Below are 26785 nucleotides of genomic sequence, written 5' to 3'. Positions count from 1 at the left end.
TGCCTAGCCCGCTAATATTCATTTTATGTTATATTTCCACAGCATTTCTTCTGGAGAGATATCGACATCATGATATATATCGGCCTTCCACAGTGGCAACACGCAGCCTGGCATAAAATCGGGCTTAACGATCTTGCGGATTACAGCCAATACTTCAACTGTGTTGAAGGCAACACCACGTTTTACGCGCTGCCCAAACAGGAACTATCACGACGCTGGCGCGATATGACTCAGGATAATTTTCGATTTTGCTTCAAATTTCCATCCGCGATAAGCCATCAGGCCGCATTAACCCATTGTGACGACCATCTGCAGGATTTCTTTAACAGCCTCTCTCCAGTTCATTCGCGCATCGGGCAGTTTTGGTTACAGCTTCCTGCTGCATTTTCGCCACAATTTTTACCCCGCCTATGGCAATTTTTAGACTCACTGCCAACAGAGTTCACCTACGGCGTTGAAGTTCGTCACCCCGGCTTCTTTGCTAAAGGCGATGCTGAGCGTGCGCTTAACCGTGGGCTTTATGAGCGGAAAATAAACCGCGTGATGTTAGATAGCAGACCCGTTCATCATGCCGTACCGCATACTTCGGCAGTTCGTGATGCACAGCAAAAGAAACCAAAACTTCCCGTACATGCTGTTTTAACGGCTGAAAACCCGCTCATCCGTTTTGTCGGAGGCGATGTGCTAGATGACAATCGTCGCTGGTTGGATCAATGGGGAAATAAATTGGCGGAATGGAGTAGTACCAATACGCCCTACCTTTTCATTCATACACCAGACTGCACCGATGCACCACAGCAGGCACGAGCGCTTTGGCCACTTCTTGCCAAATACATCCGCAATTTACCGCCTCAACCCGATTGGCCTTTGCAAGCAGATATGTTTTGATCGGCGGCGAATTTTCAATACCTGCATCACAACCCCAAACTGACTGATGCTTTAACGAGCTAACTATTTTACTTACAACGATATTTCCTAAGGACAATGCTCTTTGGGCCCGCTATTATTCATTCGTAGGTAAATTATTGGGCAATGGAGCTAAAAATGGTAAGCGCGCTTTATGTCGTGCTCGGCGCACTGTTGTTGATCAAGCTATCTTTGAACGTTGTTAAACTGCGTATGCAGTATCGCGTTGCCTACGGTGACGGCGGTTTTTATGAGCTACAAACCGCAATTCGCGTACATGGCAATGCCGTTGAATACATTCCTATTGCCGCGATACTGCTGGTGATGATGGAAATGAATGGTTCACTGATTTGGATGATCCACGTATGCGGAATTTTACTGATCGCGGGTCGGCTAATGCATTCCTACGGTTTACGTCACCGTGAAATTCGCTGGCGTCGCTCGGGAATGAGTGCGACCTATATATCTCTAGTACTGATGGTGATCGCTAATCTGTTTTATCTGCCGTGGGATCAGATGTTTACCTTAGATTAAGGCATCTCAGTCACCTATTTTTGTTAAAGGAGGAGAGTTCCCTCTCCTCCTTAGATGCGACCCAAATCAGCTAATAAATCTCAATGCTGTTTCAAGCAGTTGCAACGCAGCAACCATGAACTTTGCAAGAACGGTAAGAAGTTCTAGAAATTTCATACGCTCTCTCCTAGTCAGGAGCACTAACGATGGCTTTGCCTTTCCGCTGCCTATCAGCCATCGGATTGTTGAAAAATACTAACGTGCTTCCTTGAGTTAAGGCACCAATCGACACCACTCGCTATTGGCTAGGGCTTGAAACTCGTTGCCCGATTGCGGCTCAAAGCACGTTATTCATTCCAACAGAAATGATTATATGCCACGACACTGTATATACAACCAGTATTTATGGTAAAATTTATTAAGTTTGTTGTAACCGTCAATAAATTGACTTGCTCGCTCTGCCGCCTTATATTTGTGTAGTTGAAGAATACTAACGTGCACGGCGGTAACCAGCCGCAGTCACAAAATAAAAAACCTCGCATACCCGCGAGGTTTTTTATTTTCAGCCAAATGACTTAACAAAAAAGGCCATCCGAAGATAGCCTTTTGCTCAGAGATTCGCAGGTTACGCTTTGTTTTTCTTACGAGAAAGCATGAATCCGATCCACAGAACAGCTACCCAAATTGGAAGCAGGATCACTGAAATCCGAATCCCCGGTGTCATATACATGATCACCAGAATTAGCCCCAAGAAAGCCAAACATAAGTAATTACCATACGGATACCAAAGCGCTTTGAACGCGGTTGCTACGCCCTGCTGATTTTTGACCGCTTTGAACTTGAGGTGAGCCATACAGATCATCACCCAGTTAATAACCAGCGTAGATACCACCAGCGCCATCAACAGTTCAAAAGCCTCACCCGGCATAATATAGTTAATCAAAACTACCGCTGACGTTGTTAAGGCAGAAAGACCAATTGACAGAATCGGTACGCCACGGCGGTTCACTTTCGTCAATGCCGCTGGCGCATTACCTTGCTTTGCTAATCCAAACAGCATACGGCTGTTAGAATACACACAGCTGTTATAAACAGACAGCGCAGCGGTAAGAACCACGATATTTAACGCGGTAGCTACCCAGTTGCTATCCAGCGCATGGAAAATCATGACAAACGGGCTTCCGCCCTGCACAACGTTTTGCCACGGATAGAGAGACAGCAAGACGGTCAGTGAGCCGATATAGAAAATCAGAATACGGTAGACCACCTGATTGGTGGCTTTAGGAATGCTTTTGCGCGGTTCGCTTGCCTCTGCGGCAGTAATCCCTACCAGCTCAAGACCACCAAAGGAGAACATAATTACCGCCATAGCCATGATTAAGCCATGCCAACCATTCGGTAAAAAGCCGCCTTGGGTCCATAGGTTAGTGATGCTTGCCTGCGGGCCGCCAGAACCGGAGGCTAACATCCATGCACCAAAGACAATCATGCCAATAATTGCACCGACTTTGATGATCGCAAACCAAAACTCAGTTTCACCGTATACGCGAACGTTGACCAAATTGACGATATTGATGATCACAAAGAAGCCAGCCGCCGACACCCACGTTGGAATATCCGGCCACCAATATTGGATGTAGATGCCCACCGCAGTTAGTTCCGCCATTCCGACCAGCACGAACATAACCCAGTAATTCCAGCCCGCTAAGAAACCGGCAAAACTTCCCCAGTACTTATAGGCAAAGTGGCTAAATGAACCTGCTACTGGCTCTTCAACCACCATTTCACCCAGTTGGCGCATGATTAAAAATGCGATAAAGCCACCAATAGCGTAACCCAGCAGCACCGACGGGCCTGCCATTTTAATGGTTTGCGCAATACCCAAAAATAGCCCCGTACCAACCGCACCTCCGAGTGCAATCAGTTGGATGTGTCTATTTTTTAATCCCCGTTGTAGGGTTTCTTCTTGTTGCAGATCGCCCATTTTATCCTCTGTGCGATAGCGTCATTCGCGCTGTGTGAACGCTGAATCGTGGCGCATCGTATTATTTTATTTACATTGCGGGCTGCTTTGTATCACTTCCGACCTATTGCAATCAAGCCAAAGTTCATGCTAAGCGAACTGGTTGTTGCCAGTTTATCCATTCGTCAACGCGCTTATTAACGCTATCAATGCACTATCGCCGCCCTCACAACCCTCTTCCTCGCAAGGGAATAGCCCTAGCAGGGGTTTATCTGATAAAATGTGCGCCCTTTGTTGAAACCGCATGCATCTGTTTATGTCAAACCGCGATACTCATTCTGATAACACTTTTGATGATAAGAAAGGCGTTGACCGCGATACGCTTTTCTCGGCCCCGATTGCTAAGCTCGGCGATTGGACTTTTGACGAGCGCGTCGCTGAAGTTTTTCCCGATATGATCCAGCGCTCGGTGCCGGGTTATTCCAACATCATCTCAATGATCGGGATGTTGGCAGAACGTTTTGCACAGCCAAATACTAACGTGTATGACTTGGGCTGTTCGTTGGGCGCAGCGACGTTATCTATGCGACGCAATATTCACGCCGAAGGATGCCAGATTATCGCCGTGGATAACTCCCCTGCGATGGTGGAGCGCTGCCGCCGCCATATAGACGCATTCCGCGCCCAGACCCCCGTCGACGTTATCGAAGCCGATATTCAAAATATTCATATTGAAAACGCCTCGATGGTGGTTCTCAATTTCACGCTGCAATTTTTAGCTCCCGAAGAGCGCCAATCGCTGCTGAATAAAATCTATCAGGGACTATTGCCGGGTGGTGTATTGGTCCTCTCCGAGAAGTTTAATTTTGAAGATAAAACGCTCGGCGAACTGCTATTTAACATGCACCACGACTTCAAGCGTGCCAACGGCTATAGCGAACTAGAAATCAGCCAGAAGCGCAGCATGCTAGAAAATGTGATGCTGACAGACTCGGTAGAAACCCATAAAAATCGCCTGAATCAGGCCGGATTTGAGCACGCAGAAATCTGGTTCCAATGCTTTAACTTCGGCTCCTTGTTAGCCGTGAAAGGAGACGTCGTCGCATGATCGAGTTTGGTAATTTTTATCAGCGTATTGCCAATAGTCCGCTCAGCCACTGGCTGGAAGTGTTACCGGCACAGCTGGCCGCGTGGCAGCGCGAGTCGCTGCACGGAAAATTTAAAGATTGGTTTAACGCCGTCGATCGCCTTCCCGAAATCACACCTCATACTTTAGATTTACTTCACGGCGTCAGTGCTCAAGCGGAACCTGAGCTCGGCCCAGGGCAAAAAGAAGGCATCGAAAAAATGCTGCGCGCGCTAATGCCGTGGCGTAAGGGCCCATTCTATTTGTACGGCATTCATATCAATACCGAATGGCGCTCTGATTGGAAATGGGAACGCGTTTTGCCGCATATTTCCCCGTTGGAAGGCCGGACTATCCTTGATGTGGGCTGCGGCAGTGGCTATCACCTGTGGCGCATGATTGGTGCCGGTGCCCATTTTGCTGTGGGCATCGATCCCATGCAGCTTTTCCTGTGCCAGTTTGAAGCTGTGCGCAAACTATTAGGCGGCGATCAACGGGCACACTTACTCCCACTCGGCATTGAACAACTGCCGGAGTTGGCTGCCTTTGACACCGTGTTCTCGATGGGCGTGCTCTACCATCGTCGTTCCCCACTTGATCACCTCTATCAGTTAAAAAACCAGTTGGTTAAAGATGGCGAACTGGTGCTTGAAACATTGGTCATCGAAGGCGATGAAAATCAGGTCTTGGTGCCCGGCGACCGCTACGCGCAAATGCGCAACGTCTATTTTATTCCTTCGGCAAAGGCCTTGGTAAAATGGCTCGAAAAATGCGGTTTTGTTGATGTTCGCATCGTTGATTCTTGCGTGACTACGCTGGACGAGCAGCGCCGCACCGACTGGATGATCAGCGAATCATTGGCGGAGTTCCTTGACCCTAATGACCAGACGAAAACCGTAGAAGGCTATCCTGCCCCTATCCGTGCGGTCATCGTGGCGCGTAAACCCTAAGTATTAAACGAAAAAAAGCCCCAACAACAATTGTTGGGGCCATACTGTTTAGTGAGACATCCACTAAAATTCGTACTACTTCTACTGGAACTGCTCAACACACCTCTGCGTTATGCAGAACGTGGATACGGTTCACCGAGACTTAGCGCGGTTTTCATTGCTTCGACCACTTCGCCATCGACGCAATAATGCGTAAACTCATCAAACTCACTGTCTGAGCACATCGTCACTCCCGCTTTACGGTAGCGCATTTCTGACGGCACCATATGGCCCGCAGAACTATGTACTTCAGTCAAACCAATCTCTTGGAATTTATGCAGGTTAGTTAAACGCACCCCAGCACCCGCCATAATCACCGGCCCTTGGGTTTCATTCAGCAACTCTTTAAGCAACGGTAAGCCAACTTCTGCGCTTTGCTGCTGACCCGATGTCAGAATGCGCGCAATCCCTAAATCGGTCAACTGGCTCAACGCAACGAGTGGGCTCACGCACATATCAAAAGCACGATGGAACGTGATCGCCATATTGCCGCTTAGCTGCATCAGCTCACGCATTCTTGGCAAATCAATATGCCCTTCAGCATCTAACATGCCGATGACAGCGCCGGGGAATCCCATATCGCGGATCATCGCCATGTCATTTTTCATCACTTCAAATTCAGTATAGCTGTAGCAAAAATCTCCGCCCCGTGGACGAATAATCGGATGTACGGGAATAGAAACCTTATCACGAGCCAGTTTCAAGGTCCCGTAGCTTGGCGTTAAACCACCGTCTAACTGGCTTGCACAAAGCTCAATACGGTCTGCACCTGCGCGCTCCGCCGTCAGGGCACATTCCACCCCGAAGCAACAAATTTCCAATTTCATAATGAAAAAACCTCCAAAAAAAACCGCCAAAACAGACTACGTTACGTGAAAACTTTTCATTCCAACGTAATGACACTTGAGAAAGTGGAACCTTCTCGCGTAGGCTGACAAAAAAACGTGATAAGTATCGTTCCCAGTAACGAACTCTTGATACGCTTAAGAACACTCATGCAAACCGGCAGAAAAACGCACATTAATCATCGCCATGACGTTTTTACCGTCTGTTTTACTATTGCCTACTGGGGCAGGAACTAAGCCTACTAAAGGATGAATACTATGACATTCAATTTTGATGAATGGGTCGACAGAAGTCACAGTGATAGCCAGAAATGGAACAAATATGCGAACAAAGACATCATTCCGATGTGGGTCGCTGATACCGATTTCCGTTCCCCACCGGCTGTTATTGATGCACTGCAAAAACGCGTTGCTGAGGGCGTATTTGGCTACGGTGATCCATCACAAGAATTGGTGAGTATATTTATTGGGCGCATGCGCAATTTATATCAGTGGGATGTAAAACCTGAATGGCTAGTCTTCTTACCGGGTATGGTTTGCGGCTTGAACCTAAGCGTTCGTGCCTTTACCGATCCTCAGCAGCACACGCTGGCCCCCTTCCCAATCTATCCGCCGTTTGTTAAATCATCCCGCTTTGCCCATCGTCAACAGCTGTCAATTCCGGTGAAGCTACGCGATCAACGCTGGGTCATGGATTTAGACAGCGCTGAGCAACGGCTCACTGGCAATGAAAAATTAATGATGCTATGCAACCCGCATAACCCAGGCGGCACGGTTTATACACGTGAAGAACTTGAAGCTCAGCTCGCCTTTGCTCAGCGTCACGATCTCGTTATTTGTTCTGATGAAATTCATTGCGATCTGCTGCTAGAGCCAGGCGCAAAACATATCCCGATCGCCTCTCTGAGCGACGATGCAGCCCAGCGCAGCATCACGCTAATGGCACCATCAAAAACCTATAACATTGCCGGACTCGGCGCGACTATTGCCATTATCCCGAATAAAAACCTCCGCGACCGTTTCAACACAGAACGCGCAGGGCTAGTTCCTAATGTGGATATTTTGGCCTACGTTGCTGCTGAAGCCGCCTACCGTGATGGGCAGGCGTGGCTTGACGCACAGCTTGATTATCTGCGTGGCAACCGCGACCTGCTGGTGAAGCGCATTAATGCCATGCAAGGCCTGTCTACGGTTAATCTCGCCGCCACCTATTTAGCGTGGGTCGATGCATCCGAACTGCCGGTTGATAATCCACATGCCTTCTTCGAACAGGCCGGCGTCGGTCTGTCACCGGGTGCGGATTTCGGTGATGCTAAATTTGTGCGCATCAATTTTGGCTGCCATCGCGACCTGCTGAACAAAGCGCTCGACCGCATGGAAAATGCCATCAACGCGCTGTAATTTCCCATAAAAAAAGCGCCATATCCCGCAACGGAATGGCGCTTTTTTACGTTGAACTGCAGCTTACTGCTGTTCGCTCGCTACAATTTCACGAATAGAGTGAGGATGGAATTTTATCGTCACTTCACCGTCAGTGACAGCCAACGTCGGGTTTGGCAAACGTTCTTGTTCCCCTTTGGGACTGCTGAATTTCAACTTGATGCCCGGCGCCAGCAGTGCCGAGTCTGACAACAATTCTAGAGCGCGCGGATGCAACGTTGCCGGATCGCCGCCAATCACCAATTCAACATGCTCCCAGCCTTCGTGCGGATAGCGTTTCTCACCCGGATAAGGCAGCTCCACACAGTCAATCAGCCACGGGCCGACTCGAAGCGGTTCGCTGAGATCGAATAAACAAATAGGCCGCCCGTTAATCATATTTTCCGACAGCAAAGAACCACAGAGTTCAAACCCAGCTCGCCAACGATCGGCCGTGGCATTCTGGTGACAGCGCAAAGAGATATGGTCCGCACTGAATGCCGATAAATCGAGCTCAAGCTTATCAGCAAATCCCTGTAGCAGCGTGGTAAAACGATCCAAATCTGCATCTAAATCGCGCAGTGTTTCAATCTCTGCCAAAAATGTCATTTTCTCGGTTCTCCGCTATCCGCAAGGCTGCGTACTTTACCTGCTCTTTTCACAGACTTCCACGTCCTATTTATGGCGGCTATCTTCGCTGTATAAGCGCATGCTTGCTGACTCACGCCGCGAATTGACATATAATTATCGGCTGTTTTGGTGTGAATGCACCTCGATTAACGATCTCACATATAAAACGCCGTCGTCACGCACGACTGGCGTAACAAACTTAAGGTAACCCGGTGAATATTCAGGCACTTCTTTCAGATAAAGTCACCCAAGCTCTGGTGGCTGCAGGCGCTCCTGCTAACAGCGAAGCTCTTGTCCGTCAATCCGCGAAAGCGCAATTCGGCGACTATCAGGCCAATGGCGTCATGGGCGCGGCAAAGATTCTGGGTATTGCTCCACGACAACTGGCAGAGCAGGTGCTGACCCATCTTGAGCTAGACGGTATCGCGAACAAAGTTGAAATCGCGGGTCCGGGTTTTATTAATATCTTCTTAGATCCTGCATGGCTGGCAAAACAGGTCGAAGCTGCGCTGGCGGATGAACGTTTAGGCGTTGCTCCGGTGAAACCACAAACTATCGTGGTTGACTACTCCGCACCAAACGTCGCTAAAGAGATGCACGTTGGTCATTTGCGCTCCACCATCATCGGTGACGCATCCGTTCGTACCTTAGAATTCCTCGGCCACAACGTCATTCGCGCTAACCACGTCGGCGACTGGGGTACCCAGTTCGGCATGTTGATCGCCTATCTGGAAAAAATGCAGAACGAGCACGCGAATGAAATGGACCTTTCCGATTTGGAAGCCTTCTATCGCGAAGCGAAAAAGCATTATGACGAAGATGCCGCGTTTGCTGAGCGCGCACGTGCCTATGTAGTTAAACTGCAAGGCGGCGACGAATACTGCCGCGAAATGTGGCGCAAACTGGTCGACATCACTATGTCGCAAAACCAGAAAAACTATCAGCGTCTGAACGTCACCTTAACCAAAGATGACGTCATGGGTGAAAGCCTATACAACAGCATGCTGCCTGGCATCGTTGCAGATTTGAAAGCCAAAGGCTTAGCGGTAGAAAGCGAAGGCGCTACCGTTGTATTCCTCGACGAATACAAAAACAAAGACGGTGAACCTATGGGCGTTATCATCCAGAAAAAGGATGGCGGCTACCTGTATACCACCACCGATATCGCCTGTGCGAAATACCGTTACGAAACGCTGGGCGCAGACCGCGTGCTTTACTACATCGATTCCCGTCAGCACCAGCATTTGATGCAGGCATGGACTATCGTGCGTAAAGCGGGCTACGTACCAGACTCTGTCAGCCTCGAACATCACATGTTCGGCATGATGTTAGGCAAAGACGGTAAGCCATTCAAAACCCGTTCAGGCGGCACCATTAAACTGTCTGATCTGCTGGACGAAGCGGTTGAACGCGCGGGCAAACTGATCGCAGAGAAAAATCCAGATTTAAGCAGCGAAGAGTTGGCGAAGCTGGTTGACGTTGTTGGTATTGGCGCCGTGAAATACGCGGATCTGTCTAAAAGCCGCACCACGGATTACATCTTCGACTGGGACAATATGCTGGCGTTCGAAGGCAACACCGCGCCGTATATGCAATACGCGTATACGCGTGTGTCTTCCGTCTTCAAACGCGCCGGTATTGATGAAAAATCCCTGACCGGTGATATCGTCCTGACTGAAGATCGCGAAAAAGCGCTGGCTGCTCGCCTGATTCAGTTTGAAGAAACCATTACTCAGGTCGCTCGTGAAGGCACTCCGCACGTCATGTGTACCTACCTGTATGACTTAGCGGGTCTGTTCTCAAGCTTCTACGAAGCGTGCCCAATCCTGACGGCTGAGAGCGAAGAGCAACGTAATAGTCGCCTGAAATTAGCTGCGCTGACGGCAAGAACGCTGAAAACTGGCTTAAATACGCTGGGTATCGAAACCGTAGAACGTATGTAATTCGTTTATTCTTCGTCATACTGTTCTGACATAAAAAAACCGGCCTACATGGCCGGTTTTTTATTGCCTAACAAAAATCATCACACCACAACGTTGCGCGTAAAGTCTCGTACGCGGAACCCAAGCAGCCCCAATGCTGCAAAATAGGAGCCCGCGCCCACCACCACCACCGCCATCAAGCGTAATAAACGCATCAGCATATTGCCTGAGTCCCACGCGGGCATAAACCACATCATGCCGATGAGCACCACGGTCATGATAGCAACCGCGACCACCAGCTTAACCAAGAAGAGAATCCAGCCCGGCTGAGGGGTATACATTTTTTGCTTCCGCAATTGCCAATACAACAAACTGGCGTTGAGGCAGGCCGCAAGCCCAATAGAAAGAGAAAGCCCTGCGTGTTTCAATGGCCCAATAAAAGCCAAGTTCATCAACTGAGTCAGAATCAGGGTAGCGATAGCAATTTTCACCGGTGTTTTAATGTTCTGGCGGGAGTAAAACCCGGGTGCCAACACTTTCACCAGAATAAGTCCCATCAAACCCACTGAATAGGCAATCAGCGCTCGCTGCGTCATCTCGGTATCAAATGCGGTGAATTGACCATATTGGAACAACGACGCAATCAGCGGTTTAGATAAAATCCCCAAGGCAATTGAGCTCGGCAGCGCCAACACAAAGCACAGACGCAGCCCCCAATCCATCAGCCGGGAATACTCTTCATGCCGTCCGCTAGATACGCTTTTCGCTAATGACGGCAGCAAAATCGTGCCCAATGCCACGCCCAAAACACCAGATGGAAACTCCATTAAACGGTCAGCGTAGTACATCCAAGAAACCGAGCCCGACACCAAGAATGACGCGAAGATGGTGTTGATGATCAGTGAAATCTGGCTCACGGAAACACCAATAATGGCGGGTCCCATCAGCTTCATCACGCGCCAAACGCCAGCATCATGCAGGTTCAAACGCGGCAGGACTAACATCCCGATTTTTTTCAAGTGTGGCAGTTGGTAAGCCAACTGCAATACGCCACCCACGGTGACCGCCCACGCCAGTGCCATCACCGGCGGATGGAAATACGGAGCCGCAAACAGAGAAAAGCCGATCATACTGACGTTTAAAAAGGTCGGAGCAAAAGCCGGCACCGAGAATCGATTCCACGTATTCAGTATTGCGCCCGCTAAAGAGGCCAAAGAGATCAGTAAGATATAGGGGAACGTGATGCGCAAAAGCGACGAAGTCAGCGCAAACTTATCCGGCGAATCGACAAAGCCCGGCGCGGTCACATAAATCACCCACGGCGCAGCGAGCATACCCAGCACGGTCACCACCGCCAGCACCAGCGTAAGCATACCGCTGACGTAGGCAACAAAAGTCCGCGTTGCCTCTTCACCCTGCTGGCTTTTGTATTCCGCTAAAATAGGCACAAATGCCTGAGAAAATGCGCCTTCGGCAAAGATACGCCTTAACAAATTCGGCAGTTTAAATGCGACAAAAAAGGCATCCGTCGCCATTCCCGCACCAAAAATACGCGCCACAAGCGCATCTCGCGCAAATCCCAACACGCGCGAAAACATGGTCATCGAACTGACCGCCGCCAGTGATTTTAATAAATTCATGAGTTAGTTTTTTCAACGGTTGCGACCCTTGCTGAATGCAGCAAGGGCAATTTAGGAGCACTAGTCTACTTATCTCACACGGAAGATCTAGTTAGAGATGTTACAAACCAAGATGATAGGGACAAAATGTGTGCCAATATGCCTACTGTGAAAGTAAGCCTTCAATAATTCGCTGAGCGGCAATCGCCTGCTCGCCTGAGGTTATTGGCGCCGTTTGGTTCTCAACGCAGTCGATGAAATGATTTACTGCGCCAACAAATCCTCGTTGTTCCAAGGTTGATTGCCAGCCAGATATTGGCAATTCACTCAAAACTGTGTCGCGTTCGATATGCAAGCTCCTAAGATCCTGCGCATCATAAATCACCCCGCCGCTGACAACTTGCATCACTTCACGTTGCGAGCCCGCCGCGCGGTGCATAGAGGTAGTGACCTGAATCTGCCCTGCGCTAAAATGATGCTCGGCATAAATCATTTGCCCCACGTCGTTGGTATGCAAAGTTCCCGACTTTAACGTTAAGTTTTTACCGCTCATCCATAGTGCGGTATCCACCACGTGCAGATAGTCATCCAGCAAGGTGAAACGCACATCTTTAGGGCCAATATTTTGATGTCGATGTTTATCCATGCGAATTGCGGCTACGTCGCTAGCCTGCTGTTTAATCTGCACGTAGCGCGGCGCAAACCGGCGATTAAACCCTACCATCAAACGACAATTTTTCTGTTCAGCCAGCGCAATTAACTGCTCGGCCTGATCGAGCGTTTCCGCCAACGGTTTATCAACATAAACATGTTTGCCGCGCTGCAAAAGCTCGCGCACGACGTCGAAATGCGTATTGGTGCTGCTGTGCACAAACAGCGCATCGCACTGTTCGGCCAGTTCATCTAGCCGAGAAAATGCCGTCATTCGGTAGCTATCACATACCCCCTGCGCCTTAGCCAGCGTGGGAGAAAAACCACCGACCAGCTGCCAGCGCTCTGCCTGGCTCAAAATAGGCAAATAGGCTTTTTGCGCGATACCACCTAAGCCAACAACGCCAATACGTAATTTCGTCATTCTTGTTCTCTTAGTCAGCAAGGTGATCCAGCAAACTTTGTACGCGCTCTTTTAACTCTGCCACTTCGGCTTCAAGCGCTTCGACACGCTCGGCTAATCCACTATCAACCGGCGCACTGTAGGTACTTTCAATAGGCGAGGTCGCAACGTTTTCAACCTCACCGCTAAAGAGATGCGCATAGCGACTTTCACGTTTACCCGCTTCACGTTCTAGACGAACCACAAAAGGGCCATCTTCACGCGATGCTAACTCATTCAACACCTGCTCAACCTGCGTTACATCGCTAAACTCATGCATACGGTTGGTTCGCGTGCGCAGCTCGCCGGGGGTTTGTGGCCCACGAAGTAACAGGCAGCACACCACCGCGACTTCAGCATCTGAGAATTTCAGGTTGCCGAACTCTGAGTTACAGAACCTGTGTTCATATTTCATCACGCGACTGCCCGGAATGCTTAACGAGCGCACCTGATGCTTCTTCATCAATAAATCCAACGTGGACTGGACGTCTGACTCGCTGAGATCCATCACCGGTTCACGGTTGGTTTTCTGATTGCAGGCGGTAGTTAAGCCATTGAGCGAAAGTGGATATTGATCGGGCGTGGTGACCTGTTTTTCAAGAAAGCAGCCAATCACGCGAGCTTCCAGTGCAGATAATGGGTTTTTCATTGGTCTTAGATCCTTGTGAACGCAAACAGTTAGCGCGGCGCAGTCCATTCTCGATTAACCAGCGCTGTCAAAACGTGATCCTGCCATTTACCGTTAATCAGCAGATAATCTTTGGCATAGCCCTCTTTCTCAAAGCCCATACGTTTGAGCAAATCCCCACTGCGTTGGTTATGCGGCATATAGTTAGCCATAATTCGATGCAGCCGCTGCTGACGAAACATATAACGAATTGCCGCTTGCGCACCTTCATACATCAACCCTTGCCCCTGCCATTTCTCACCGAGTGAATAGCCGAGATAGCAGGCATGGAAAGAGCCGCGCAGCACGTTACTAAAATTAGCCACGCCTCGAACTTCATTCTCATCGGGATCAAGCAACAGAAAATAGTAGGCGCTGCCCTGTTTCTGCAGCTCATTGATAAGCCCTAATCGCGCCTGCCAGCCCGAAGGATAACAATGACTTTCATCGCGTACAGGTTCCCACGGTTTTAGGAATTCGCGGTTTTCTGCGTAATAGTCGGCCAAGCGATAGGCATCGCGGTCATGAACCAAACGCACCACTAGACGGTCGGTGGTTAAACGGACTTTTGGCCCGCTATTGTGATAGCCAAACATCAATTCTCCAGCCCCACATGCAAACATTTTATTACTTATCACTATAACCGCTCTTTGTATGGCGGGTAATACCTTAGCTGTAGCAATATTGCGCACTTAGCTGCTGTTAAGGCCTTTTTCTTCTATTTCTGTAATCCAGTTAACGGTTAATTTCTCACTGCTCATAATGAAAAGTATTATGAGGTCGACTATTTGCAGAAAAATATTATTAATCAAACCTATACCCACGCTGAAAATGGGTAGAAAATGAACGAGTCAATCCCTCCTTTTTTATTTTCTCGCTGATGGTGAAACATGTCGCTGGTGTCGCAAGCTAGGAGCTTGGGTAAGTACTTTTTATTGTTAGACAATTTACTGGTTGTACTCGGTTTCTTTGTCGTTTTCCCTCTTATTTCAATTCGCTTCGTCGACCAACTTGGTTGGGCAGCGGTGGTCGTGGGAGCGGCACTGGGATTACGACAATTAGTCCAGCAAGGATTAGGGATTTTTGGGGGTGCCATCGCTGACCGCTTTGGTGCAAAACCGATGATCGTGATTGGCATGTTGTTGCGTGCAGCGGGTTTCGCCTCGATGGCGGTTGCCAGCGAACCTTGGATTCTGTGGCTCTCCTGCGCGCTCTCTGCGCTGGGTGGAACGCTGTTTGATCCGCCGCGTACCGCGCTGGTGATTAAACTGACCCGCCCGCATGAGCGTAGCCGCTTTTATTCATTGTTGATGATGCAAGACAGCGCCGGTGCCGTGGTGGGCGCGCTGATCGGTAGCTGGCTGCTTCAGTACGACTTTCACTATGTCTGCTGGGTGGGTGCGGCCATTTTTGTGCTAGCGGCGGCCTGTAATGCGTGGCTATTACCCGCCTATCGAATTTCGACAGTTCGTGCGCCGATCAAAGAAGGCATGATGCGCGTCATTCGCGATCGCCGTTTTCTGCTCTATGTGCTGACGCTGACGGGTTACTACATGCTTGCCGTGCAGGTGATGCTAATGCTGCCCATTATAGTTAACGAAATTGCCGGCACGCCAAAGGCGGTCAAATGGATGTACGCCATAGAAGCCACGCTGTCTCTAACGCTGCTCTACCCAATTGCTCGCTGGAGCGAAAAACATTTCCGCCTCGAAACACGGCTGATGTTTGGATTATTGATTATGACCATCAGCCTGTTCCCTGTGGGTCTCGCAACGGAACTTCGCACGCTGTTTATTTTAATTTGCTGCTTCTATTTTGGCTCCATTATTGCCGAACCCGCACGTGAAACGTTAAGTGCCTCGCTGGCTGACCCGCGTGCGCGCGGCAGCTATATGGGCTTTAGCCGTTTAGGCTTAGCGCTGGGTGGCGCTATTGGCTATACCGGCGGCGGCTGGATGTATGACACCGGTCAAGCGCTCGGAACGCCTGAACTGCCCTGGTTTTTACTCGGCGTGGTCGGCGTGCTCACGCTGATTCTCCTGTACTGGCAGTTCAATCAACGCAGCATCGCTCCTGCCGTGCTGGGCGGAAACTAAAGCACATCATCTTAATCTTACTTACTGCGTTCTGAATTTTCGTCATTATCTGATTCAGAACGCAGGGCGTTCCCTCTAAATTCATTCGCACACTTTGCCTTAATATCTATGAAAAAAGAGGCCTCTCGTCCTGTCATAAATGTGTATTAACAGGATGAAACATACGTTATTTTTTTCTCTGGCAGATCTATGACACAATCAGGTCGATAACATCAGCATGTTAATTAGCACACTTATTTATTCTGTATTTAGAGGTCAGATGATATGAAGAAGGCGATTTATATAGCAGGGATCGTTGCTGCGGGGCTGGTATTAGCAGCCTGTAATAAACTGACCCAATACACCATTACTGAGCAGGATATGAACCAATATCTGCAAAAGTATAATAATTTCCAGAAACAAATTGGTATCTCTGGATTAGTTGACGCCGACATTACCGTCGACCAACTAAACAGCCAAATTGGGCGTACTGATCCCAATAAAGTTACCCTAACGGGTCATGCCAAAGTCAATATCAGCTCCATTCTCGGCCCACAAACCAGCGATCTGCAAATCACGCTACAGGCTCAGCCGGTTTATAACAGCGAGCAAGGTGCCATTTTCCTGCGGGATATGGAATTAACCGATTACACGGTCAAACCTGAAAAAATGTCTGGCGTGATGAAAGCGGTGGTTCCGTATTTGAACCAATCGTTGAAAACCTATTTCAACGAAAAAGCCGTTTATACGTTAGATCCGAATAAGAGCGAAAAAGAAGCCTTGGCGAAAAAACTGGCTAAAGGTATCGAAGTTAAACCGGGCGAAATCATTATTCCTTTCACTGACTAATGCTCTCTCCCATAATAAAAAGCCGGTGTTCAATTATGAACACCGGCTTTTTATTTATCAGATTGAAGCATTTATTCTGCGTCTTCGGCAGAGTCTTCGCCTTCAGAAAGTTCATCCCACATAGCCTGAAGTGCTTCACGCGTCAATTCAGCCAGCGTGCGATAAAACGCCGTGGTTGCATGCGCTTCGACTTTGCCCAAGAACTTCCCACACCACGGCAGTAAATACTCATCAAACAGCGCGATTTGCGCCTGAACTTCGTCTTCGGCCGACTGATCTTCCAACCATGATGCGGCCAGCAGCAACTGCCCAAAGGCATCAGCAGGCTGGTCGCCTAAAGGCATTCCACGCTGGGTTAAGAAATCGCGAACTTCCTGCTCGGTCGCATTCTCTTGATAATCGCTACGATGAATATCGACTGACGCGTCGGCACCGCCAAACATGGCGTTATAATCAACGCTTAACGCGGCACGATCTTTAGCGGCGGTTTGCAAACGGGTCAGTAGGCCGTCTTGCTCAATTGGCCAAAACTGTTGCAGTTTACCTTGCGCCATCAGATCAAATACAGGGGTCAGTACAGCATCCTGCGGCTGACGGGAAAACAGGCTTCCCAGCAAACGGCAGATGATAGAAAAATCGTTCATCTTTAATCCTGAAATATATGGCCTGAAAATGTGGCCTACAAAAACGGCTTAAAATGTGACATTGTCACTTCAAGCAAATCGCTAGTTGATTACCAATCAGCCAGTTCGGGGATGGCTTTCTTCCCTCGTTCAACCAGAAAATCGAGCAGACGGCGCGGCGTTACATTGAGCACCCGATCCTGCGGGAAGTTTACCTCATTCATGATTCGGATACAGTGATCAAAACTTCCCAGCGAAAATGCGACATGTGAATCTGACCCTAGCGACAGGTAACCGCCGGCATCACGCACCGCTTCCGCAATGGCGCGGCAGTTTGCTTCACTGCCAATTCGAGAATGTGTAAATGATGAGTTATTCAGCTCTAGCGCCACATTATAACGCGCAGCTGCTTCAGCCACCGCGCGAATATCGATTGGAAATTTCGGATTACCCGGATGACTAATAATGTCTGCATCGCCATTGGCCATCGTGGCGATCATGGCCTCAGTATGGCTATCGCGGTCGCGCGGTGCAAAAACCGGCTCGTGAAATCCCGCAATAATCAGATCCATCTCGTCTAACATTCGCCCCGTGCAGTCAATTTCGCCCTGCGTATTCTTAATATTGGATTCGATGCCGCGTAAAATAGCCACGCCATCCACAATACGTGGCCACACACGCATGTTCATAAAATGCCAATAATGCGGCGCATCGGCCATGTCAGGGCCGTGATCGGTAATGGCGAAAAGTTTGATGCCACACTTTTTTGCTTGGGCGATATAGTCATGAAGGGTGCTGTAGGCGTGGGTACTTGCCACGGTGTGCATATGCAAATCTACGGGATACATGGCTTCTCCTGTCTAAGGCCCGCTGGTTTTGGCACCAGCAGGCGTGTCCCTATAAGGTTAGCAAATAGAACGTATTCATACAGCAATGAATATTTTCTAAAGCATCAATAACCTAAATCCATGTTTACTACACCTTCCGGCGTTTTCCCCGCCTCAATCGCCAAGATGTTCTGTGCGACATAATCCATCGCGACCTCTGGCAGCGTGATAGCGGCGATGTGTGGTGTAATCGTCACGCGAGGGTGTTTCCAGAAAGGATGATCGGTCGCCAAAGGTTCTTTGGCGAACACGTCGAGCGTTGCCGCAGCAACCTGTCCAGATTCCAGCGCCGCCAGCAAATCATCCTCTTTCATGTGCGCACCGCGCGCCAAGTTGATGATATAGGCACCCGCATTGAGCTGCGCAAACAGAGACTGGTCGAGAATACCCACGGTTTCTGGCGTATTCGGTAGCAGGTTTATCAGCAACTGAGTCCCTTGCAGGAACGACGCAAACTGATCTTGACCGAAGAAACTCTGAACGTCGCTATAATGCTTTTCCGTGCGGCTCCAGCAGCGAACCTGTAGGCCAAATGAAGCCAACCGCTCCGCCACTTTTCCGCCCAGAACTCCCGCTCCCAAAACACCCACCACAAACTGAGAGGCGTCATGCGGTGCCAGATACTGCCATACGCCCTGACGCTGCTGTAGGTCATACTCATCGAAGCGACGGAAATAGCGCAGCGCAGCAGCAGCGGCATACTCTTCCATCTGCAAAGCCATTCCTGTGTCTTCTAAACGCACCAGCGGAACACCTTTCGGCAATGTTCCGGGATTTGCCCTTTCCTGAGCTAAAATCGCGTCAACGCCCGCGCCCAGCGCAAATACACCGCGTAGATCTTGGCGCTTAGCCAGCATCTCAAACGGCGGTTGCCAAACCAGCGCGTAGTCTGCGGGCTTATCATCCCCAGGCTGCCACTGGCGAATATTCGCTTCCGGTAAACGTTTCCGCATACCATCCAGCCAAATCTGCGCATTAAAAAACGGATGGTAGTAAATGATATCCACTTCGTGCCTCCAGTTTTTCTGTCTTAATCGTATTGTTCGCTCGTTGCAGTATTAGCTAGCCTGACGCTGTTGGGCAATTAATCGACGCAGCAGCGGGATTAACAACACCAACACTACGCCCGTAGCGACAGAACCCCAGCCTAGCGCATTGAATACGCTGCTATAGCCTGGGTTAGTTTCCAACGGCGTACTACCGCTATTTTGCGGCATCAGCCCCGAAACATATCCGGCCAGCACGGAGGCCACGCCGGTTACCATCATCCAGCAGCCCATCATCAAACCTTGATGGCGTGCCGGTGCCAGTTTGCCGATCATCGCGTAACCAATCGGAGAAATCATCAGTTCACCAAAGCTTTGCAGCACATAGCTCAACGCTATCCATTTGAATGCGACTAAACCATCACCGCCTGCAAGTTGGATCCCCAGTGGCAGAACCAGCATACCTAATCCCATGCAAAACAGTGAGGCACAAAATTGCAAAGGTATATCAATGTTTAAGCCACGTTCACGCAGGCGTTTAAACAGTAGCGCCATCAGCGGCCCGCCGACGACAATCACGACGGTATTGATGTTCTGAATCCACTGAGGTGCCACGCGCAGCCCATAAACATTCAGATCGATATTATGTTCAGAGAACAGCATCAGCCCCATAGGTGCCAGCTGATACAGTGACCAAAACACCAGAGAGCCCGCGGCTAAAATCAGATAGGCAACCATGCGGCGGCGTTCGTCGGCTTCACGATGACGCAGCGTCATAATGCACAGCATGATGAAAATCAGTATGCCGAGCACCACCACAAAATAGCTGCTGAAATCGGCGTGGGTCAGTAGCACACGAATAATCGGCACCAATGCCACCAACACCACTAAGCCCGCAAGCATGCGCAAATAGAACGATTTACGCGATGCCTGCTTCAGCGGCGTGTTGATGTCCGCCAAAATTTGCCAGCGCGACAGCGTCACCAGAATGGCAACCGCATTGCCGATAGTGGCAAATAAGAACAGTGCACGATAGTTTTCACTGAGTTGGAAATAACCGGCGACGGCAAAACCGGCAAAAAAGCCAAGGTTCATGCCCGCATAGTTCCACAGGAATGCGCCCTCACGGCGATCGTCGTCCGGCGCAAAGCGCTGAGTCAGCATCATGTTCAGGCAGGTGACGTTTAATCCGCTGCCGGTGAGGAACATCGCCAATCCCCAATACAGACCAGATACGCCCATCTCAGCAATCATGTAACAGCCGATCACCTGCAATACCATACCTAAAATAAAGAGGTTACGGTTGCTCAGACAACGGCCGCCGAGATAGCCACCAAACAGGTGGAGACCATAGTTAAACGCACCAAATACGCCCATCATGGCATTGGCATCGCTTTCGCTAAATCCTAAGCGCTTGGTCGCATAAAGAACCAAGGTAGAATAAAGCACGGCAAAACCAAGCGTTGAAAAGGTTTGGATAAAGAATAGAGCACCAGAGCCAGCCGGAATGGCGCTGCGGTGTGAAGATGGTTGAATGGGTGTCGTCGAGCTCACCGCTTTCCCCTTGCTAAATGATGTTGTACACACTCTTCCTGAGAGTTACCTGAGCCTAGACTCGGCGGGCTTGTTGGCTATTATTCCGTTATCTTTTGTTCAAGCCTCGTTCTCATTTAGCGGGATAAATATCCAAAACACCAGAATTAATGTTGTTATTTCGTCTGTTTAGTCATTATTTATCCAGTTTATTGGCGTAACTATTCATGTTTACTGGTTTTAAAAACTTACACCAGCATCATGTATCTGGCTTGGCGCTAATGTTTTTATATACAAAGGCCATTACAATCTGGTTTTCATTATTGATAAGGCTGATTATGCGTCTGCGAAATCTACTCCCTACCCTTTTGACCAGTTTGTGTTTGCTTGCCCCTACGGTGTACGCTGATGCCACTGGATCCACTACTGCATGGGCGCAAGCTCAGCAACAGGCAAAAGGTCAAACGGTTTATTTCAACGCTTGGGGAGGTAGCACGCAGGTGAATAGCTATCTCGACTGGGCAACAGGTGAGCTACAAACCCGCTACGGCATTACGCTAAAACAGGTCAAAGTGGCTGATATTGCCGAAACGGTCAACCGCATTCGCGCAGAGAAAGCCGCGGGTAATACCGCAAATGGTAGCGCTGATTTAGTGTGGGTCAACGGCGAAAATTTCAATGCTTTAAAACAGAATGGGTTACTGTATGGCCCATTCGTACAGGCTTTACCCAACTGGCAGTGGGTGGATAAAAAACTACCGGTAACGCAGGATTTCACCGTACCAACCGACGGATTTGAAGCGCCTTGGGGCGTCGGGCAACTGGTCTTTATCCACGATGTAAAAGCCACACCGAATCCTCCTGCCGATCTTTCCGCATTGCTTAATTATGCGAAAGTTCATCCTGGGCGAATCACCTATCCACGCCCTCCTCAATTCCACGGTTCCAGTTTCTTGAAAACGGCGCTGATTGGATTAACGTCTGGCGTTGCACTAGACAAACCTGTCGATCCAGAAAAGTTTGCCCGTGATACGGCACCGCTGTGGGCTTATCTCGACGCTCTGCATCCGTTCCTATGGCGACAAGGGAAAATCTTCCCCACCAGCGATGCACAGATGATCCAGATGTTTAACGATAATGAGCTTGATATGGCGATTACGTTTAACCCTGGTATTGCGCCAGCGGCCATTGCCGCCGGTAGCCTGCCGCCCAATGCGCAAACTTACGCATTAAATCAGGGGGCACTCACCAACGTGCATTTCTTAGCGATCCCTTTCAACGCACGCGCTAAACCCGCTGCGGAGGTTGTGATTAATTTCCTGATGTCGCCGGAGGCACAGGCGCGCAAGGCCGATAGCAAACAATGGGGAGATCCTAGCGTGTTAGACGTTGAGCGTTTACCACAGGTTCAGCGTGCGCTATTTACCGAGCAGAAACCGCTGTTTAGCGCCATCGCAGAACCTCATCCATCGTGGCAAGTGGCATTGGATGCTGAATGGCAAAAACGCTACGGACACTGAGGGAATGTTGTAAAAGACGCCAGCTATCGTTGAGGAAAACAACAATCTGCTGATTGTTTAGCTAAACAGTTGGTTTTGATAAAAATAAAGTTGACGCATCACGCTGTTTTCCCTACATTAGCGCCCATCGCAACGGCGACGTGGCGATAAACGGTGAGGTGTCTGAGTGGCTGAAGGAGCACGCCTGGAAAGTGTGTATACGCGAAAGCGTATCGAGGGTTCGAACCCCTCTCTCACCGCCATATTCTAACAAAAAGCCCTGAATGAAAATTCAGGGCTTTTTGCTTTTTGTCATTCATGCGTTCGTACTGACGTACTGAATAGTTAAAGGACGTTCAGCTTCACATCAATATTTCCGCGGGTGGCGTTGGAGTATGGGCATACCTGATGGGCTTTTTTCACCAGATCTTCGGCCACGCTGCGTTCGACACCTGGCAAACTGATATCCAATTGAACCTCAATCCCAAAGCCTCCTGGAATTTCACCTATCCCCACGGTGCCTTCAATCTGTGCATCGGCGGGAACTTTGACCTTCTCTTTTGAGGCCACAAATTTCAGCGCACCGAGAAAACAGGCCGAATATCCTGCGGCAAAGAGTTGCTCAGGATTGGTCACCGCCCCACCCGCGCCGCCCATTTCCTTTGGTACCCCCAACTTCACATCTAACACACCGTCAGATGAGGTAGCACGACCATCTCGGCCGCCGGTGGCTTTCGCTTTTGCACGATAGACAACTTTTTCAATCGACATAACGTTTTCCTTTTGGCTGATTAGAGAATTGTGATTATGAGAGAACTGGCTTGAAAACTTTGTTTGATAACTTTCATCTGGTAACTGTAGTACATCTCGGCCAAGGATGATGTCAGAGCACTCTGATTGGCTATTCCCTCGCCAGACGCGCGTTTTTGCTGAAATTATTCTTGACCCTGAGGGGGTGAATCCCTATAGTAGCGCCCCGTTGCAGTGCATAGCACGGCAACAAAACGGTGAGGTGTCTGAGTGGCTGAAGGAGCACGCCTGGAAAGTGTGTATACGCGAAAGCGTATCGAGGGTTCGAACCCCTCTCTCACCGCCATATTCTATAAAAAAGCCCCGAATGAAAATTCGGGGCTTTTTTATATCCAAAATTTAAGTTGGGGTATGATTCTCGGCCTCACACTATTGCGGCAGGCCGAGAATCGTTAGCCACCTACTTTCCGGCGTTCTTGGCTGCCAAAGAGCGCAATAGCACCCCCAGCGTAGTACCGTTATGCAGCAACGCACTGGCGGTTGGCGTTAACCAGCCCAGCGCCGCAGCCAGCATAATGGAACTGTTCACCCACTCCGTCAGACGAATATTGCTGTTGACCAGCTTCATCGCTTCCAAAGAGAGCTCACGCGCTGCCACAATACCGTGCAGGTGATCCTGCAACAGCACGGCGTCTGCTGCCTGCTGAGCCAGCTCCGTACTCTGGTTCATAGCTAAGCCCACGTTTGCCTGCGTCAGCACCGGAGCATCGTTGATACCGTCGCCGACGAACAAGACGCGGTGTCCCTGCTCTTGTAACTGACGAACAACCTCAACTTTACTTTCTGGCGTAGCCTGCGCATAGAAGCGATCAATGCCCAACTCCGCGGCTAATTGCTCCGCTTTCTCCGCTTTATCGCCAGTTAGCAACACAACGTTATTAATGCCATGCTCGCGCAGTTGGGAAATCACCTGAGCTGCCTCATCACGCACGTTGTCCTGTAGACCAATCATGCCCACAAGCTGATTATCTAAACCGATAAACAGAAGATGACGACCTTGTTGTTCAAGCTCGGCAATTTCATCCGCATATGGAGCAAAATCGATATCATAGTGACAACTGAGGAAGTGACGGCTACCAATCACCATTTGATGATCGTCCAACTCGCTCAACAGGCCATGGGCAATCACGTATTCCACTTCGCCGTGGTTAATGTGCGGCAGTTCGTGATGCTCTGCCGCGGCTACCACCGCTCGTGCCAATGGGTGATTGCTGTGCTCTTCAACCGAAGCAGCAATGGCCAGTAACCGCTCAGCCCACGTGCGCTCAGGATCGAAGCTCACCACATCGGTCACCAGCATATCGCCATGGGTGAGCGTACCGGTTTTGTCGAAGACGACGGTATCGACCGCGGCCAATTGCTCGATTGCACGGCCGCCTTTCAACAACAGGCCGTTGCGCGCCGCACGATACATGATCGACTTGAACGCGATTGGCGTACTGAGCTTTAACGCACACGAGTAATCGACTAAGAATACCGAAGCCAGACGTTGCCAGTCACGGGTCATCGCAAATACCGCAGCGCCCACGCCCATGGTGATCGCCACGCGGCGATCGGCCATTTCCTGCGTGACCTTCTGCGTCTCGCTGCGCTGGCTTAGCGAGTCGGTGATAAAGCGACGGATATTGGCCGTGGAAGAATCATCGCCCACGCGCTCCGCACGCACGGCGATATTGCCATCTTGCACCTGCGTACCGGCATAAATCCACGCACCGACTTCACGGCGAACGGGAACGCCCTCACCGGTCATCGACGCTTGGTTGATTAACCCGACGCCGCGAATCACAGTGCCATCGGCCGGAATATTATCACCCGGCCCCAATAGCATCACATCGCCGTTCACTAAGGCTTCTGATTGAATTTCAACGCTCTGCCCATCACGTTCAACCCAAACAGGATGCTCACGCGGCTGCATGAGGCTCGCCAGCAACGCGTCTGAATGTCGACTGGTTTCTTGCTCCATATATTCGCCGAGCGTCAGCAGCGATTGGGTCAGCATCGCGGTACGATAATCGCCGCGCGCCATCGACAATCCGAGTGCCAGAGCGTCTAAGACTTCAACTTTCAGCTTACGTTGGGCAAGCTGATGCGCCCCTTCGCTCAACGTCGATGACGTCAGCAATAAGGTTGGCAGCGCCGCCCATTTTTTGGGTAAGAGCTGAGAAAGCGCTAGCCCACCGATGTTAAGCAGGTTATCACCGCCACAGTATTCGGTTTCGTATTCGCCTTCGGTACGCTGCGCCCAATCAAGGCTGCGCAGCTTAGCTAACAGCTGTTCATCGCTGGTCGCCGCCACGTCATAGGTGATAACAGCCGAACGTGCCTCAGGCCGCAGGCGTGTCCCCGTCACACCGGGGAATGAAAGCAGCTGACGCTTCAACCATGCCGCACAATCTGGCATGGTGCGTAGCTGAGGAACGCGCACGCGTATACGCCCTGGCAGACGGTGTACAACAACAATCATGTCAGGAGAGATAGCTTTCACTCGGTGTCCTGTTCCTTACTGTGGTAATAATCTAGCTCAGCCTGTAAATCTGCCAGACGCTCTTTAAGCTCCTCAACTTCGCCTCGCACGGTTCCCCATGCTTTGCTCGCCGTGGTGGTGATGCCCTGCTGAACCTGACGATTCGTCAATAAATACGCAATGGCGGCACCTGCCACCATGCCAGTCAGCAAGTGAGTGCGCCCATTTGCCTGACGATAGTTCGTAGGCTGAGGAGCAACGGGCTGCTCAGGCATCTGCTGTGGATTAACGTAGCCTTGCCCATTGTTGTTGTAGTAGTAATACGGATAACCATAAGGATAGTTAGGCTGATTCATTGTCGTTTTCCTTATTCTTCATTGCGCCCATCAGATACAGTCCGGCTGCACCGGCACTGATCACGGTCAACATGGTTAGAAGCGGGCGGCCTGCCGTAGCGCTGGCAACCGCCATCACGGCACCGCTAACCAACCCGGCTTTGGTGGCATCGCTCACCACTTTTGCCGCCGTTTGATTCAGGCTTTTCTCACCGTTTTGATAGCTACGCCACTGTTCAATACAGGACGTCGTCGTTCCCACCAAGGCGCCAGCAATCAACGCGCGGCTAACGGAACTTAATTCATCACGATTGTTGCTCATCCAGGTTTCCTTCAGACTCTTGCCCTTCGACCATCGCAGCGGCAGCAGGCGCAGGCTGGCGATGACGTTCTACGGACTCAGTGAACCCTTCTTTACCCGCTTTCAGCGTGTCGCGGAAAATCGTGCTGCTGGTGGTTGCGGTTTCTTTAATCGTTTCTGCTCCGCTCATCACACCATCTTTCACTTTTGCGCCGCCGGTTTTCAGCAAATCGCCTGCGTTAGCGACGGTTTGCATCAACATGTTGCGTACGCTTTCGTTGGTCAACAGCAGCGTGGCCGCCGCGCCGATCATCGCGCCTTTCCAGAATTCTTTATCATCAGCGCCAATGGTGCTGATGATATTTTTCAGCAAACCCGCTTGTTCGCCCATCATGCCTTCAACCATACCCTGCGCCTGTGAACTCCAGTCAAATCCCGGTGCGGCAGCGTGATGATGGTGATGTGGATGATGCGGATGTGGCATCGCCTGTTGCGGTGGCATCATTGGCTGCTGTTGCGGCATTGGGTAACCCATTGGTGGGAATCCCGGCATCATGTGCGGATACCAAACCGGCTGCTGTGGCCAACCCATCGGCGGCTGTTGCGGCTGTGGGGGCATCTGCTGAGCAGGCTGTTGTTGCATTTCAGGCATTGGCGGGTAATACGGGTAGCCAAACGGTGGGTAATAAGGTGCACCCTGATTCATTGGGTTATTGTTGTCGTTACTCATA

General features: G+C 50.2%; 25 protein-coding genes and 2 tRNA genes. 11 read left to right on the top strand and 16 right to left on the bottom strand.

The window, feature by feature from the left end; translation table 11 throughout:
- Positions 1-69: 69 nt before the first annotated feature.
- Positions 70-888, top strand: a complete 819-nt coding sequence (locus U0008_RS09525) for a DUF72 domain-containing protein (RefSeq protein WP_043493015.1) — start codon at positions 70-72, stop codon at positions 886-888.
- Positions 889-1044: 156 nt separating this feature from the next.
- On the top strand, positions 1045-1440 hold the full coding sequence (locus U0008_RS09520; protein ID WP_025801912.1) for an MAPEG family protein: 396 nt from the start codon (positions 1045-1047) through the stop codon (positions 1438-1440).
- Between the two features lie 604 nt (positions 1441-2044).
- Here U0008_RS09520 and U0008_RS09515 read toward each other — a convergent pair.
- Positions 2045-3403, bottom strand: a complete 1359-nt coding sequence (locus tag U0008_RS09515; protein WP_043493014.1) for an amino acid permease — start codon at positions 3401-3403, stop codon at positions 2045-2047.
- Between the two features lie 295 nt (positions 3404-3698).
- Between U0008_RS09515 and cmoA the strand changes: the two genes are divergently transcribed.
- Both cmoA and cmoB read left to right on the top strand, forming a co-directional pair.
- On the top strand, positions 3699-4490 hold the full coding sequence (cmoA, locus tag U0008_RS09510; protein ID WP_043493328.1) for a carboxy-S-adenosyl-L-methionine synthase CmoA: 792 nt from the start codon (positions 3699-3701) through the stop codon (positions 4488-4490).
- The gene (gene cmoB / locus U0008_RS09505; RefSeq protein ID WP_043493012.1) at positions 4487-5458 is read left to right on the top strand and encodes a tRNA 5-methoxyuridine(34)/uridine 5-oxyacetic acid(34) synthase CmoB; all 972 of its coding nucleotides are present in this window, start codon (positions 4487-4489) and stop codon (positions 5456-5458) included. The genes cmoA and cmoB overlap by 4 nt, the downstream gene beginning before the upstream one ends.
- Before the next feature lie 110 nt (positions 5459-5568).
- On the opposite strand, the gene cutC is transcribed toward cmoB, so the two are convergent.
- On the bottom strand, positions 5569-6327 hold the full coding sequence (cutC, locus tag U0008_RS09500) for a copper homeostasis protein CutC (protein WP_025801903.1): 759 nt from the start codon (positions 6325-6327) through the stop codon (positions 5569-5571).
- 273 nt (positions 6328-6600) lie between these two features.
- On the opposite strand from cutC, the gene U0008_RS09495 reads away from it, so the two are divergent.
- The gene (locus tag U0008_RS09495) at positions 6601-7743 is read left to right on the top strand and encodes a MalY/PatB family protein (RefSeq protein WP_043493011.1); all 1143 of its coding nucleotides are present in this window, start codon (positions 6601-6603) and stop codon (positions 7741-7743) included.
- Positions 7744-7806: 63 nt separating this feature from the next.
- On the opposite strand, the gene U0008_RS09490 is transcribed toward U0008_RS09495, so the two are convergent.
- Positions 7807-8370 carry a VOC family protein gene (locus tag U0008_RS09490; RefSeq protein WP_043493010.1) on the bottom strand — a complete coding sequence of 188 codons (564 nt, stop codon included), beginning with the start codon at positions 8368-8370 and terminating at the stop codon, positions 7807-7809.
- Between the two features lie 233 nt (positions 8371-8603).
- Between U0008_RS09490 and argS the strand changes: the two genes are divergently transcribed.
- Entirely contained in the window at positions 8604-10334 is a 1731-nt protein-coding gene (gene argS, locus U0008_RS09485) for an arginine--tRNA ligase (protein WP_043493008.1), read from the top strand.
- Between the two features lie 80 nt (positions 10335-10414).
- On the opposite strand, the gene murJ is transcribed toward argS, so the two are convergent.
- The 4 genes from murJ to rimJ all read right to left on the bottom strand — a co-directional run bounded on the left by murJ (position 10415) and on the right by rimJ (position 14288).
- The gene (gene murJ, locus U0008_RS09480) at positions 10415-11953 is read right to left on the bottom strand and encodes a murein biosynthesis integral membrane protein MurJ (RefSeq protein WP_043493007.1); all 1539 of its coding nucleotides are present in this window, start codon (positions 11951-11953) and stop codon (positions 10415-10417) included.
- A 142-nt stretch (positions 11954-12095) separates the two neighbouring features.
- A complete protein-coding gene (locus tag U0008_RS09475) occupies positions 12096-13007 on the bottom strand; it encodes a Gfo/Idh/MocA family protein (RefSeq protein WP_043493004.1) in 912 nt (303 codons plus the stop codon).
- 10 nt (positions 13008-13017) lie between these two features.
- On the bottom strand, positions 13018-13674 hold the full coding sequence (locus tag U0008_RS09470) for a DUF480 domain-containing protein (protein ID WP_043493002.1): 657 nt from the start codon (positions 13672-13674) through the stop codon (positions 13018-13020).
- 29 nt (positions 13675-13703) lie between these two features.
- Positions 13704-14288 carry a ribosomal protein S5-alanine N-acetyltransferase gene (gene rimJ / locus U0008_RS09465; protein ID WP_040045123.1) on the bottom strand — a complete coding sequence of 195 codons (585 nt, stop codon included), beginning with the start codon at positions 14286-14288 and terminating at the stop codon, positions 13704-13706.
- 294 nt (positions 14289-14582) lie between these two features.
- On the opposite strand from rimJ, the gene mdtH reads away from it, so the two are divergent.
- Together mdtH and U0008_RS09455 are read left to right on the top strand one after the other, a co-directional pair.
- On the top strand, positions 14583-15788 hold the full coding sequence (mdtH, locus tag U0008_RS09460; protein ID WP_043493001.1) for a multidrug efflux MFS transporter MdtH: 1206 nt from the start codon (positions 14583-14585) through the stop codon (positions 15786-15788).
- A gap of 264 nt (positions 15789-16052) precedes the next feature.
- Positions 16053-16616: a lipoprotein gene (locus tag U0008_RS09455; protein ID WP_025801885.1), complete on the top strand. Its 564-nt coding sequence runs from the start codon at positions 16053-16055 to the stop codon at positions 16614-16616.
- A 71-nt stretch (positions 16617-16687) separates the two neighbouring features.
- Here U0008_RS09455 and U0008_RS09450 read toward each other — a convergent pair whose 3' ends face one another.
- The 4 genes from U0008_RS09450 to U0008_RS09435 all read right to left on the bottom strand — a co-directional run bounded on the left by U0008_RS09450 (position 16688) and on the right by U0008_RS09435 (position 20666).
- On the bottom strand, positions 16688-17260 hold the full coding sequence (locus U0008_RS09450) for a TorD/DmsD family molecular chaperone (protein ID WP_043492996.1): 573 nt from the start codon (positions 17258-17260) through the stop codon (positions 16688-16690).
- Between the two features lie 89 nt (positions 17261-17349).
- Positions 17350-18087, bottom strand: coding sequence for a phosphatase (locus U0008_RS09445; RefSeq protein ID WP_043492994.1), 738 nt, complete (start codon positions 18085-18087; stop codon positions 17350-17352).
- A gap of 104 nt (positions 18088-18191) precedes the next feature.
- Positions 18192-19133, bottom strand: coding sequence for a glyoxylate/hydroxypyruvate reductase GhrA (gene ghrA / locus U0008_RS09440; RefSeq protein ID WP_043492992.1), 942 nt, complete (start codon positions 19131-19133; stop codon positions 18192-18194).
- 51 nt (positions 19134-19184) lie between these two features.
- Positions 19185-20666 carry a peptide MFS transporter gene (locus tag U0008_RS09435; protein ID WP_043492991.1) on the bottom strand — a complete coding sequence of 494 codons (1482 nt, stop codon included), beginning with the start codon at positions 20664-20666 and terminating at the stop codon, positions 19185-19187.
- 317 nt (positions 20667-20983) lie between these two features.
- Here U0008_RS09435 and U0008_RS09430 point away from each other — a divergent pair, with 317 nt between their 5' ends.
- Together U0008_RS09430 and U0008_RS09425 are read left to right on the top strand one after the other, a co-directional pair.
- Positions 20984-22165, top strand: coding sequence for an ABC transporter substrate-binding protein (locus U0008_RS09430; RefSeq protein ID WP_043492997.1), 1182 nt, complete (start codon positions 20984-20986; stop codon positions 22163-22165).
- A gap of 152 nt (positions 22166-22317) precedes the next feature.
- Positions 22318-22407, top strand: a tRNA-Ser gene (locus U0008_RS09425).
- 82 nt (positions 22408-22489) lie between these two features.
- On the opposite strand, the gene U0008_RS09420 is transcribed toward U0008_RS09425, so the two are convergent.
- Positions 22490-22915 carry an organic hydroperoxide resistance protein gene (locus U0008_RS09420; protein WP_043495486.1) on the bottom strand — a complete coding sequence of 142 codons (426 nt, stop codon included), beginning with the start codon at positions 22913-22915 and terminating at the stop codon, positions 22490-22492.
- Between the two features lie 235 nt (positions 22916-23150).
- On the opposite strand from U0008_RS09420, the gene U0008_RS09415 reads away from it, so the two are divergent.
- A tRNA-Ser gene (locus U0008_RS09415) sits at positions 23151-23240 on the top strand.
- A 114-nt stretch (positions 23241-23354) separates the two neighbouring features.
- On the opposite strand, the gene U0008_RS09410 is transcribed toward U0008_RS09415, so the two are convergent.
- Genes U0008_RS09410 through U0008_RS09395 form a run of 4 tightly spaced genes read right to left on the bottom strand, consistent with a single transcriptional unit; the run spans position 23355 to position 26784 of the window.
- The gene (locus U0008_RS09410) at positions 23355-25439 is read right to left on the bottom strand and encodes a heavy metal translocating P-type ATPase (RefSeq protein WP_227660094.1); all 2085 of its coding nucleotides are present in this window, start codon (positions 25437-25439) and stop codon (positions 23355-23357) included.
- Positions 25436-25774, bottom strand: coding sequence for a YtxH domain-containing protein (locus U0008_RS09405; RefSeq protein WP_043492970.1), 339 nt, complete (start codon positions 25772-25774; stop codon positions 25436-25438). Before U0008_RS09405 ends, U0008_RS09410 begins: the two co-directional genes overlap by 4 nt.
- Positions 25761-26075: a magnetosome protein MamC family protein gene (locus U0008_RS09400; protein WP_043492968.1), complete on the bottom strand. Its 315-nt coding sequence runs from the start codon at positions 26073-26075 to the stop codon at positions 25761-25763. Before U0008_RS09400 ends, U0008_RS09405 begins: the two co-directional genes overlap by 14 nt.
- Positions 26059-26784, bottom strand: a complete 726-nt coding sequence (locus tag U0008_RS09395; RefSeq protein ID WP_025801865.1) for a YtxH domain-containing protein — start codon at positions 26782-26784, stop codon at positions 26059-26061. Before U0008_RS09395 ends, U0008_RS09400 begins: the two co-directional genes overlap by 17 nt.
- Position 26785: the final 1 nt, after the last annotated feature.

This window comes from Hafnia alvei (assembly GCF_034424155.1).
Lineage (GTDB): Bacteria > Pseudomonadota > Gammaproteobacteria > Enterobacterales > Enterobacteriaceae > Hafnia > Hafnia alvei.
The sequence above is the reverse complement of the archived record's forward strand: the minus strand, read 5'-3'. Positions and strand labels throughout refer to the sequence as shown.